General features: G+C 46.5%; 5 protein-coding genes. 1 reads left to right on the top strand and 4 read right to left on the bottom strand.

Annotated elements, in window-relative coordinates; translation table 11 throughout:
• Positions 1–575 precede the first annotated feature (575 nt).
• Positions 576–881: a DUF4372 domain-containing protein gene (locus JSQ97_RS13140; RefSeq protein WP_255519644.1), complete on the top strand. Its 306-nt coding sequence runs from the start codon at positions 576–578 to the stop codon at positions 879–881.
• Positions 882–957: 76 nt separating this feature from the next.
• Here JSQ97_RS13140 and JSQ97_RS07520 read toward each other — a convergent pair whose 3' ends face one another.
• The 4 genes from JSQ97_RS07520 to JSQ97_RS07505 form a co-directional block, all read right to left on the bottom strand.
• Positions 958–7,491: a hypothetical protein gene (locus JSQ97_RS07520; RefSeq protein ID WP_205075485.1), complete on the bottom strand. Its 6,534-nt coding sequence runs from the start codon at positions 7,489–7,491 to the stop codon at positions 958–960.
• Positions 7,492–7,558: 67 nt separating this feature from the next.
• Positions 7,559–12,232, bottom strand: coding sequence for an Ig-like domain-containing protein (locus JSQ97_RS07515; protein ID WP_205075484.1), 4,674 nt, complete (start codon positions 12,230–12,232; stop codon positions 7,559–7,561).
• 159 nt (positions 12,233–12,391) lie between these two features.
• Positions 12,392–12,796, bottom strand: a complete 405-nt coding sequence (locus JSQ97_RS07510) for a hypothetical protein (RefSeq protein ID WP_205075483.1) — start codon at positions 12,794–12,796, stop codon at positions 12,392–12,394.
• A 150-nt stretch (positions 12,797–12,946) separates the two neighbouring features.
• Positions 12,947–13,789 (bottom strand): Cof-type HAD-IIB family hydrolase, encoded by an 843-nt coding sequence (locus tag JSQ97_RS07505; RefSeq protein WP_205075482.1) that lies wholly within the window; start codon positions 13,787–13,789, stop codon positions 12,947–12,949.
• Positions 13,790–13,834 lie beyond the last annotated feature (45 nt).

The following is a 13,834-nucleotide window of genomic DNA, read 5'->3' as shown; positions in this document are numbered from 1 at the left end:
AACATAATTAATGTTTAATGTAGTTACAAAGTTGATAGGCTGTCAAATTACCTTTGTTTTAAAATAATACTATACGAACTATCCACCGATATTTTTGTTTTAGAATATCACGAGGAAAAAATCAACAACCTTGACGCAGAACATCAGGGTATTAATCCCGCACGAATAAAGTGGAGCTTACTCTACGTTCTCTCAGATGAAATTACCTCAATTTTTCTGAATTTCAAAAAATCGCAATATAGTATGCTCATTTAAGGATTATACTGCGCTATTGGTGGTTATGCTTATTGAGTAATACGTGTCCATTACAATCATACGTGTAAGATGATATATGTTGGCAAAGCTTACATTGACTATAGAACAATCCGTAATAGAGCAGGCAATTGAGGGGAGCCGGTAGTGACGACAATAAAGCGCGGAAATTTATATCAACTATCACATCTGTCCAAGATAAAATAGGAAGTTTAAAAAGTCTGTAATTCATGGTATAGTTAGGTTAGAAAGACAAAACGATACCACAAGAGGAATTACAGACGAAAATCAGTATAACACAAAACTCAAGCTATTTACTATCCTTGATTAACAGATCTCAATTTTATGCTTTGATCAAATCAACTCAATCGGACAAATACTGCAAAAAATTTTCAACGTGGCAGCAGCTGGTCACGATGTGTTACGCCAAAATCGCAAACCATAACGGGCCGCGAAGTCTCATCAATTCACTTAACGCAAGCGGTCATTGCCGGTATCATCTGGGTATTCATAAAGAGCTTACGCGCTCCACCCTCTCATATGCAAACAATTACCGTTCTGCTGAAATATTTGAAAAGCTCTTTTATGCATTACGAAATACACTTGATAGAGGCCTCTTTATTCAATAACTCCAAACGACTCGGAACACCGCACCTTTCATATAAAAACAGCCGGCAAGCATCCGCTTACCGGCCTTTGCTTCTTTTACTTCGTCAACACCGCCATCTCATAATTCGCATTTGTAAAGTATGCGGCGATAACCTTATCCTTATAGCTGTTAGTACCGTTCGCCGTCGGTACGCCCTGACAAATCGTATACTGCTGGATACCTGCGCTTGCGGGCACCGTCATGACAACCCAGTCGCCGGTGAACTTATTGTTTACCACGCCGTCTTTTACCTTACCGTCGGAACCGATGCCGTCTTTGAGCCATGCTATGCGGGCGGCGTTTGCCGAACCGTAAAAACCGTTATGGTAGTAGCTGATGTACGGAACCTGCTTGTTGTTTTCTTTGCGCACTCCCATTTTAAGGAATGTACCCGGATTCATGTAGGTATCTACCGTAGCAATCTTAAAGTCGCTTGTTTCAGGTTTGCTTGCCCCTTTTACTTTAGCGGGAGCAAGATACGCATAACGCACGCCGCCGTTACCGCTTGAATAATAGCCGATATGCAAACCGTCTTCATCGTCTATAACGAGGTCTACATAGAGCGGAGCACCGCCGTCAATAACAACCGCATTATTCTGCCACTCGGTTGTTTTCCGGTCTCCTCCGATACCCGGCTCCGCATAGCTTGTGCCCATATCGCGGTAACTGTATATCAGCTTCGCGTTTGTCGCATCATACCATACGGCAACAGCCCGGTTTGTAGAAGTCAATCCTACTGCGGCATACAAACCACTTTTATGAGAAGTGGTCGAATCTGCAATAACTTCGTAACCTCTTGCAGAGCCTGAATTATTAGGATCTGAGCCGGTAGCATCACTATCAACATTATACCCTAAACCGCCGGTAATAGCATCCGGCGCCGTTACAGTTCCGTATCGAAATTTTACCGGCGTAGTATTATTATTCCGGTCATAATAAATCAGTGCAACCTTTGCATCGGAACTGCCTCCTCTTACCGCCAGCTTCGGTATTTGGACACGGCTTACATCATAAACATTCCTTGTCGTGTTTGCATTATTTTCAAGACGGCGTCTATTTGTTCCTCCGTTATAGTTACCATAATGTCCCGTTGCGCCGGTTCCTCGCGTTCGCGAAAAGAACGTAAAACTGGTGCTATTACTTGCTCTATCGGTATTGCTTGCTCCTCCGTACATATTACCGCCCTCATCATATGCGATAACCGTATTTTGATACTTACTGTAGCACTGCTCAATTATATGGGAAGATGCCATCTGTACAGCAGTAACCGTTGTATTTTTCATCATGGCAAAGCTTAAATCTCCGCTTACCGCCAAAATGCCATACGACATATAGTAATTGGAATTTTTATCCATTACAAACTGCGGACTTTCCATAAAGTTATTGTCAATAATGGGTTTCGTTTCCCATACAAACAACTTGCGCTTTACCGTCAGAATATCATTGTTTGCATTATTCGCCTCAAGATTGTACGGCTTGGTAATATCCACCTTGTTGTTTATCGAATCGATACTGTTTACGCTAACCTTCAGTTCGCCGCTTGTACTGGTAGAAGAATCAAGATAAATACTTTCGAGTGCATTGCTTAAATCTCGAGTTCCCAAAAAAGCATTTCCATAAGTGCTATTATGCTTAAGGTTAAAACCCTTTATATGTATTTTTCTTTTTTCTTTTTCTGCAGAAGATTCGGTTGTTTCCCCAGCCCGTACCGGATATTCGCCGGTCGATGCACGTGAGAAAGACCCTTTAAATCCGCCGTCTGCACTTGTTAATCCCGTTACTACCTCCGTAATATACGGAACAACGTTTACCGTTGTTTTCGGCTCGTTTGCAGTATAAGCGTACATAGAAACCGTAGTTGCTTCAACGGGAACATCATCTTCAAGGGTTGCCGTATTACCTGTTACGCTTCTTATACGTGTGAGATACTGCGTTTCGCCTTTTGTAAACACAACGAACTGTCCCGGCTTCTTATTTGCGAAAACAGCGTTTTCTGCGGACCTTTTTTCACTCCGGATAACGCCTGTTGTTTTGGCTGTAGTCACTCCGGTGTCGGAAAATGTCGTTGTTCCATCGTTAGCCGTTACTTTAATGTCTTTCGCAAGCCCTACGCCCGCTTTTTCAGTGTCCCAATCAATCTGCCATGTAACGTAATAGCCAAGATAGTCGGCACCGAGTTTTTTTACCTTTAATACAATACCATCTGCCGAAGTTATTGTTCCGGCCGTCCACGGCCCATTGCCGGAAAGCGCAGCTGTTAACGTTTTACCGGATATTTCCGCCTTAATTGAATCGATTTTAACATTGTCATACGCAAAACCTCGTAGGGTAACTTTACCCGAAACGGAAGAGTGATCGTTGCCTAAGCTGTTAATCTTTGCAATTTCCACATGCCCGTTGGTGCGTTTGTTTTCGTATAGCGAGTTATCGTTTTCGCCGTTCCAATGGAACGGAAGGATGACCACCGTCGGCGATTCAGTATCGATAGCTTCAAAAAGCGTAGTAATATTGACTTTTGCAAAAGCGGAATCCGTGCCTTGTGTATAACCCGCCGCTTCGCCCCACAACTCAAGGATAATTTTTGTCGGCGTACCGTTTGAATTGTTGATTTTATCTGTAGTCGTGCCAAAATGATTCTTTAAATCGATTTCACCGCCGCTTGTAATAGCGGTAAGTCCTCCTAATAGAGTACCGTTTTCTTTTTTAAGCTGATATTTTACCGTACCGTATCCGCCGGTAAAGTCAACCTTTATCTTTGAATTATCCTTATTCTTAAAGGCAAATTCGGTACTCGCAAAATCTGCGGTAAAGTCAAGATTACTGTCAGTCTTTACGTTTTTAAGCGCTTTATTTGTAGTGTTGTTTTCAAAGCTCTCAGGGCTTCCGGCTATGTCGGTAGAGAGCGTAACTTTAGAAACAACAATCGGCTTGTTTTTTACGACTATATCGACATCGGGAACGTTATATACGTTACCCTGCTCATCATAAATCTTGCAGCTCAGTTTTCCTTTACCGTCCTTTAGGGTGCTTAAATCGATCTCTCCTTCCCAGCTGACTTGCCCACCGAGATGTTGCGTTATTTTATCTCCTGTGATTTCACCGCTTTGTGCCGTCTGCCCGTCAACAGTAACAGTCGCTTCGATCTTTTTTATACCTGAGCCGTCGTCGTTTGCAACACCGCGCACAATCCAGTTTCCGCCGTCGTTCCGTATAATATACGGTGCTTTATATAAAAGACAATTATACATGCCCGCTCTATCAAGATTGGGAGCAAAAGACACGGTATTTACACTGACGTTTGTTACTGTGCGGATCTTATCGTTAATTAAAAGGTGCAGCTTGCTGTAATCGGGAGTCGGGCCGGGCGCATATTCTTTTACTTTTTGTGCAAGATTGGAGTCCATTATGGAAGATACTCTGACGTTTCCGCTGTATCTGTAGATAAATTCTCCTACATCACCTGCCGGAGCTGTAATATCGAAGTTCAGCTTTACGGTTTCTTCTCTCGACAAGTTTTGTCCCACATCAACTATTTTGATTTTTATCGATATCTCGCCTTTGCGTTTCGACGCTTCGCTGAGCGTACTTAAATCCAGCGGAATTTGAAGCGTATAATTTTTTGCACCGGGAGAAGCAGGCGCATGCGCGGTATCTTCGGCAATCCAATGGTTTGACAACGCTTGTGACAAATTATATTTTTGATTGCCCAACAGTTCCTGAGATGAAATCTCGACGGTTTTTATTCCGGAGTCGTCGTATAAAGAACCGATAAGTTTTTTCCCGTCGGCGATCCACATACCCGATGTATAATTTATCGGGTTTGAACCGTCCGATTTATTTACCAGCTTTAAGGGATCCGGGCTGCCGATAGTCGGATAATTTTCATCTATGAAGATTTTTACAGGCTCTGACCATGGACCGTATTTATTAGTAGTTTTATTTTTGGCACGGACTCTGAAATAAACCGCCCAGTTCGACCCGTTCGGGTTATTAAACGCGCCGTTTTCATTTATCGGAATTTGCCAATTCGATCCTCCGCTAGTACCGTCAGTACCCGGTACAAGCTGTCCGTTGCCGCCTTTATGCCAATCGGCATCATAACCGCCGCCGGATGTTCCGAAAGTCATATTCCCGTTTGCAGTATCTCCAAAGTTACCGTTTTTTGAAAACTGAATATATACGTTACCGATGTCTGCAGGAGTGCCTAATCGGGCAGCTGCCGTACCGAATATTTGGACGGTACCGCCCAAAGTTTGATTTTGCTGCGGTGAAAGTACTGTAATAACCGGCTTGTCGCCGTTCGAATCATAGCGTATAGTGAAGTCTTTAACAGCTTTGTTTCCTATGGTATCTTCGGTCAAAATATAGACGGGAATATCGTACACACCCGCGCTAACCAAATCACCGTGAGAGGCGGGATTTGACGAAAAATTATCCAAGTTATACGTAAACTCCCATGAAACCGGAGTGGTTTTATCCATAACCCGCCAACCGGTAGTAGTATTAATGGTTGGCACGGAAGTCTGTTTTCCTATGATGTACTTCGTACCGTCCTTGTTTACGCCGGCATAGGCATCGCTAACGCTTCCCATAATTCTTACGGTTCCCGCCTGCTCGGCATTGGCATGAGGATATTTTAAATCCGGTATGGGAGCTATTGTATCTTTAATAAATGCTATTTCGGCATTAGCAGTCTGATTCGTACTATTCTTAGCCCAAAAATGAACTTTGTGTTCTCCCTCCGATAATGAAGTAATCGAAACAGGCGCAGCGGTTTTCCATTCGGTTCCGGAAGAGTGCGGAAGTTCCGTATCGCTTTCTCCTGCCGCTCCATCAAATTTATAACATACTTTGGTAACCGGCTGCCCGGAAGAAACATTTGCAATGACATGAAAAGCTTCTTTTACAAAACCGGAAGGAGCACCGGGAAGTATCATAAGGTTGTTGCCTGCCGCTTCAAACTTGATAACGAAAGAGCCTCCGGGCGAATTATTTCCGTCATAAGCAACAAAATCATTATTTTCGGTATCTTTTCCTTCCACTTCTATTACATAATATCCGGCGGAAAAACCAGCAGGATTCGGCAGCTGCCATTGTACAGTCAATTCATTTGTGCCGGTAACAACGTTATCGGCCTCGTCCTGTGTCGATAGATCCGCAAATTTTAAAGAATAAGCAGGGGTAGCCGACTGCACCAAATTCAATATTTTTTTATCGCCGGAAGTAACGTACGCAACATCATCGTTGCATTTATACATATTGATGACAATACCGCTCGCTCTGTATCCGTTGTAAGTGAAAGGGTCAACCAACCGAGTGCCGTTTTTATTCGGAATAAGCTTGAGAAAAACTTTAGGCCGCACCGAACCGCTGAAAAACTCTACACCGGGATGAGGCAAATTTGCATCTGGAGTCGCCGCGGGAAAGGATTGAGGAAAATTGGTTCCGTTTGTTACTTTAAAACCGGGCGATTTATTCGGATCGAGCGTAAAAAAGGAAAATTTTTGATCGGTAATGACAGGGTCAGCTTTGGTCATGATGCGGGCATTAAACAATATCTGCTTTACAGACTGTCCCTCAGGATCATTGTCGTCATATAATTTTGCCAAAAGCTTCAGCGTTTTATTCGATGAAGAAGCCGAACCTCTTTTTCCGGCAAAATAATCGTTTATAACATCGGCGGTATACCCCTTGTCCAAAACCGATCGGATATCCCTATCCCGCAAATAATACCATTCCGAAGTGTTTCCCTCACCTTCATTTCCGTCGCCTTTAAAAAAACGCGCATTGTCTGTTAAAGATATATGCGCTTTAATTTTCGGACTCGCATTGTCGGCGTTATATTTATACAAGGGATCGGTAAACTCGGTAGCATTCTTTGTAGCAGTAGCTATTTCTTCGTTTATATTTTTTCCGACAAATTTTTTCGAAACGCTTATATTCGTCCCGTCAACTGTTAAAGTAAGATCCTCTATTTTGCTTCGATCTTCCGCTTGTCCTACAACCGTAAAAACCGAACCGTAAGGGTCGGCCTGTGCGGTACTGTCATCGTTTAAGATAATCGTCGACGGGCGCGAAACGATGAACACGGGAGGTGTATTATCGATTTTATAGTTCTTCGTAAAGTTTGACGTTTTACCGTTGCTGTCGGTAACGGTAACGATGGCCGTGTATTCACCGTCGGGAATCGGGTACACTTTTACGAGAGGATGATTGTCTACCGTTCCCGTGGATTCGTTAGTGATGTTTGCAGTCCACGATGTTTCGTATGAGCCGGAGTTTGAAACCTCGGCGTAAAACGGACCTTTTCGGTCTTTCGTATCTATGTTTTCAAACACGATCGAGACGGCTTGTACGCCTTCGTCGTCCTTTGCCGTTCCCTTGAGCACAAAGCTTCCGCGGATCGGAGTTTCCCCCGCATCGGGGTAAGTGATTTCGCCGCTCGGCGGTAAAATATCCACACCCCCGCCGAGTGCAACGTACTGCGGACACGCAGTATACAGGATCATAAGGGCAAAAAGTATTGCCGAAAATAAGAGACCGCGTTTCATCCTGACATTTTTATTTTTTAATAATAAAATATTTTTCATAACCCGCCTCCAAAAGTTATTGCCCGATTTTTTCGGACAACTGCTTTGATTCATATTGTCTTCCGGTTCAAAATACATTTACACGCGCGCCGCCGCTTATGTGCGGCATAACGGATTTGATCGACGATCCGCCGACATCGGACGGAATAAACCACAGCTGCCCTTCGGTAAAAAAGGAGAACGAGCTGAAGTATTTTCGTTTGTACAGCTTTACGCGCGGGAATTCGAGCTGTACCAAACCGGCGGAAAGCACTTGGGGTTTTCCGCTCTGCGTTTCGCTGAACAGCGAAAACTGCGCTCCGACGGCTACATTCAAATACAGCCAGTGCCAATCGGGACCGAAATAGTAGCCGAAAGGCAGTTCGAATACGTTCGCCAAAAGTTTTATAGACCCGACGTGTCCGCCGTAACGGATTTGCCGCAGCGAGCGGTCTTGCGTTTTATAAAACCAGTCGAATTGATCCTGCGTAAACTGCCCGTAATGAAACTGCAGCTTTACGTTGTCGTCGAAAAAGCTTAAACCGACGCCCATATTCCACAGCGTTGCGCCCCAAAAGCCCGCTTCGAAATGCAGACCCTGTATGAATTTGGGCACCCCGTACGTCGCTTTGTCGCCTTTTCGGAGCGCGGCGTTTGCATCCTGCACTTCGATATTGTCCGATATCAAACCGGTAAACGTTATACTTTCGTTATAACGGCCGCCGGCACCGGGAGAGATAAGCGTTATATTCGGGACTGTTTTATCGATTTTTACGATCGTCCTGCATATCGCAACTTCTTTATTTTCCATGACGGCACGGACGAGCAAAAAATGATTGCCTTCAACCATGTCTTCCGTTTCGATACGGTATTGCCAGCCTTTTTTGAGTTTTGCCGGAACAAAGGTTCGTCCGTTATTGAAGCTCACTTCAACCGATTTGAGACGTTTTCCCGCAAAAAGTCGTTTCGCATCCGCGGATGCGCCCTTTGCAAAGACGGCATCTTTTTCTTCTTGCGAAACGGAATAGCCGACACTGCCTTTCAGATACGGACGATCGACCGCGAAGTCGCCCATCGCAAGGTTATCGATCGTGATCCACGGGCCGTCCGCTTTGTACTGCACGGAAACGCCGCTTGAAATAACCGTCTGGCTTGAGGGAAGTATCCCTTTTATTTCGATCGTGTGCGTGCCGTCGCTTATAAGTTCGGGATTCAGCCGGAACGACGAATAATACGTCGGTGACACATCGGTCGTCGCTATCTGTTTTCCGTCTATAAACAGCGATACCTGTTGTATGTTCGACGCCGGATCCGTGCGTCCGTACACGTTGAACTCGCCGCAGAGCGTTTGTCCGTTCAGAGGATACAGCAGTTCGATTTTATTTTTATCGGCTTTTCGGGACACATCGAAATTTACGGCGGCTTCGTTCGTATTGCCCGCTTTGTCGATGCCGGATATTTCCAAATTGTAGCGCCCTTCAGGCAGCGGAGCGATATCGATGCTTTCGGCGATAAGCAGTTCCGTCTTCAATTTTATCTGTGCAAGAGATGCGGGAACGGTCGTATTCGAAAGGCTCTTTACTTTGAGCGTTACGCCTTCAAGCGAAATATTGTCCCATGCCTGACCGGATATAAATAAATCTTTATCGAGCGCGGAACCCGCCAAAGGATATTCGATTTCCAATGAAGGCGGAGTATTGTCGGTATTGATCAAGGTCGACGATATCGATTCCTGCCCGTACTTGTCGATCGCTTTGATGAGGACGACGTGAGTGCCGTCGCCGATAACCTGAGTATTGAGCGAATAGGTCCATTTTTCCGCGCCTTCGGCAAGCAAAAAACTGTTTCCGTTATTCACCGATATGTACACTTCTCCGATACCGTTGCCGTCGGAAGCCGTACCGCCTATCGTTATGAGACCTTTTACCGTTTCGCTGATATCGGGCGAAGTCATCTGCGCCGACGGCTTTTCGAGCGACACTCTGATCTTGCGTTCGACCGGCGTACCTTTTACGCCGTAAATGTCTTCGCCGTATATGCTGATCGTGTGCTCGTTGTCGGTCAAAGACGAAAGCGCGATCGGAATAGAAAATGTATGCGTAACGTCGATCGCCGTATACGGCGCATTATCGATTTTATAATAAATTTTCGCCGGAGCGTCGTCGTCGTAGACGATACCCGAAATCTCGAAATCTTTGACAATGATCTGATTTTCAAACGGTAAATGTATTTCGACGACGGGCGCATCCGCAGCCGTATCGATATCGAAGTCGTATGTATCGATGAGCTTTACGTTTCCGGCATCGTCGGTAAAGCGGAACTGCATGTTTTTGCTTATCGGTTCCGATGCCGTGCCGATAACGACGTTCGAGAGCGATGCATACGGAAATTCTTTCCACACGGAATTTTTATCGTCGGATTTATATTCGGCTTTTACGCCGCCGAATTTTTCATCGACTTTAAAAGCCGCCGTTACCGAACCGTTTACCTTATCGCCCGATGAGGGCATCACCATACGCACGTCCGGCGCTTCGGTGTCTTTTATAAAAATTCCGTGCTCTGCAGTTCTTTTACCGACGCTGTCCACGGCGACGACGGTGAGCAGGAGCGCTCCGTCGGGAAAGCCTTTTACGTCGAGCGTTTTTTCGAAACGGCTTTCGAGCGTTCCCGTTAAAACTTCATCCGAAGATGCGGACGACAGGCGATATTCGGGCGGGAGCAGCGTACCGCTCGCGCTTCCTGAAAACACGATCGAATCCTTTACGTATGACGATGACGCGGCTCGTTCGAGCGTTATACTCGGAAAGGCCGTATCGACCAGCATATCGATGCTTTCGCTCGTCATTTCTTTACCGTCGCTTGTACGTATCATTAAGCGTATGCCGTTATAGGTGCCGTCTTTTGCCGCACTGATTTTTACGACGTTGCCTTCAGCTTCGCAACTGAGCTCCGCAGAGCCGGTCAATTCGGCGCTTTCGATCTGCGCACCGTCGGCCGAATAATACAAACCGGTCAAAGACTCGCCCGCTTCGAGAACGGCAGCATTTCCGATTCTCCTTCCCGCCCACACAAACGCGGCGGAGTCGCTTGAAGCGGCGTTACCGGCAATGCCTATGAGCAGTTTTTGGCGGACGGCGCGGCCTGCCGTATCAGTCGCGCTGACGGATATCGAATATATTCCCCCGGGCATTTTTTCGTTTACGGGCGGGCGCACGGTAAATTCGGTTTGACCCTCTTTTACGACGAGCGCTTTTTCTTCTTCGCCGTTAAAACCGACAAGCACTTCGTGCAAGCCCGCTTCCGCTTTGATGCGGACGGCAGTCGAAACTTTATTTTGCGCACCGTATAACGGAATGACGGAACCGCCCGATTCAAACGAGATGACGGGCGCTTTTCCTATTGAAGAGAATTGAACGGTATGCGCATTTCCCGCCGTTCCGTCGGCACGTACGGCGTATGCGACAAGCGTATGGTTTCCGGCCGGAAGTTCGTCTTCGGTTGCGGTGAATGTACCCGACGATCCGGAGACAGCAGCGGTTTTTTCTTCACCCTTATCGATCCGATAACGGATTTCCGACGCGTTTGCGTATCCCAAACCGGCGACAAAAAGAGCACCGTCTATCTTTTCGCCCGCTTTCGGACTGACGATTTCCAAACCGGGCTTGTCTTTCGCTTTATCGATCGCGATCTTTTTTTTCGCGCGCACGACGTTTCCCGCAACATCTTTTGCAACGAATTCGATGAGAAGCGATTTTGTATTCGTGCCGCTGAAATCGAATTCTTTGACCCAATAATCGTTGCCCGGCGTTACGGGAATGTCGCCGCTCGCTTTGCCGCATACCCACGAAAGAGACTCGAGTTCCGTACTGTCGGCGACCTTTCCCGCAACGGAAAAAACGCTCGGAAAGGTTTCGTTTTCATCGTCCGGATAGATAAACGAAAGTGTCGGTGCAACATTGTCTACGAAAAACAAAAAGGTATAAATTCCCGTCGAACCCTGTTTATCGATCGCTTTAAACCAACATACGTTCGGCCCGTCGGAAAGCAGTGTCGTTTTTACGGGAAGTTTGAAATTTGAGCGGTTCAGTTTTTTATTGTATGAAAGGCGCACTTCTTCGAATTTGTTCCCGTTGTCGAGCGAATAAAAAAGGCGCTCTATACCGTTGCCGTCTTCAACCGTTCCTTCCAGCTGTACGGTACCCGATACCAAAGAACCTGCTCCGGTATTCGTAACATTCGTGACGGGCTGCCGTCTGTCCAAATTAAACGAAGTCTTTACGCTTTTCCCCTGAACACCGTTTACATCGACACCCCATACTTCGACGATGTGCAGACCTTCGTCTAACGACGCCGTATCGAGAGAGTACGACCAAAATTCGGTGCCCTTTGCCGTATACGTTTGTTCGCCGCCGTCGATACGCAGCGAAACCTGCGAAACCTTATCGTCATCATAACATGTCCCGACGATATCCACATTACCGTTTACGGCCGCGCCCGAACTCGGAAACGCGATCGACGTTACGGGTAAATCCGAAGCGGGATCTATATACATATTAAAAGGCCCCGCATAGCCGACATTTCCGGCAATATCGCGAGCCGTCACGAGGATATTGTATTTTCCCTTTTTTTTCGCCGAAATATCGACCGTTTCCTGCCAGCTTTCCGGAGCGCTAAATTCGGTTTTCGTTATATCTCTGGAGCCGGCTGCGTATACACCTACTAATGCGCAGTAAAAGCAGGCGACGAATATAATTTTTTTCATAAAACTCCCTTATATATTTAATTATAACCGATAAACGATTTTAAAACGACGGTTTTAAACAATATTGACCGATAAAGCCGTCTATTCCCTTCATTATCGGTATATCATTTTGAAAGCTTTAGCTCGGGACACTGCGTTATCGAGGACAATGCATCCGCTTCACGACGGTTCGTATTTGCAGCACACAGAGCAGCCGGTAACGATGACGTGCTTTTTACCGTCCTTCGTTTTATTAAAAAGTCGTGCGACGAGGTGTCCCTCCGGCGGAACTTCTTTATGACATACGGGACATACCCGTTTTACGCCCGGTTCGGTTTTCGGATAACAATGCGGGCAGCCGAGGATGATGCAGCGCTGGTCGCTTACCGTCATCGGCCGAAATACGCGCGAATACAAGTCTTCTTTATACAACGGAAAAGCGCAAAGCGGACAATTCGCAAACGAATACATCTTTTGCCGCGTACCGGCCGTTTTACGCTTATCGCGTTCCGTCAATTTAATAAAATACCGCAGCGCAAAGATAATAATAAATGCCGCACATCCGATCAAAATATAATCGAGCATACGGAAAGTATAGCACGTTTCGAGCAAACGAGGACAGATCGGCTTTTAGATACCCGCTTCGATTTATTCGCGCGGAGCGGTTAATTATTCCGGAACTCTGCGGCGCGTTTGTCGATTTTCGCCGAGCTACAGCGATCACGAAGGGACATGCTACAATACAAAGGCTTCGAGAAAATCGGCGATGCCGTCTTCGTCGTTGCTTTTGCGCGTCACGTACGCGGCCGCTTCCCGAATCTGCGGAAGACCGTTCGACATCGCGACTCCGTGCGCCGTCATGCGCAGCATCGATTCGTCGTTCATGCTGTCGCCGAACGCCATCGTTTCGCTTCGCTCTATGCCGAGCTTTTGCGCAAGGTAGAGCACCGCTTCGCCCTTGCCGCAGTCCGGCGGCATCACTTCGAGAAAAAACGGCTTACTGATAAAGAAGTCGGCTTTACCGCGAAATTTTTCACGCAGAAAGGGAATAAATTCATCGATATCTTTCGGATCCGCGGAAATCAGCATCTTTGCATATCCGCACTTCAAAAACGACGGAAAATCGTCGACGACTTTCAGCGGAAGTCCCGAAATGTCCGAATCGAGGTGCGACCATTTTGTATCGACGGAAGCATAGATCGTAGAAGCACTGTACACTTGCGCACAAAGTCCGCGTTTTTCCGCTTCGCAAAATATTTCGAGCAGCACGTCGCCGTCAAGATTTTTTGAAAAGAGCGGCTCGCGCGTGTGCAAATCGAATACGACCGCTCCGTTGAGCGCGATGACGTATCTGCCGGTTTGCAAACCCGCGATATCGAGCCGCCTGACAAACGGAAGGATGCCGCTTTCCGCGCGGCCGGAACAGATGACAACAAAGATACCCCGTGCAGCGGCGGCGCGCAGCGCGGAAACCGTACGCGGCGAAATCGTCAAATCGCGGTTTAAAAGCGTATCGTCCAAATCGAGTGCGATGAGTTTGACGGCAAGTTTCCCGTGCGGCAGTTTTTCGTGCATCATGAACGAATGGTATCGGCGAAGCGAACTTGTGTCAATCGACAGACC

It is taken from the genome of Treponema sp. Marseille-Q4523 (assembly GCF_016901105.1).
Classification (GTDB): domain Bacteria; phylum Spirochaetota; class Spirochaetia; order Treponematales; family Treponemataceae; genus Treponema_D.
The sequence above is the reverse complement of the archived record's forward strand: the minus strand, read 5'-3'. Positions and strand labels throughout refer to the sequence as shown.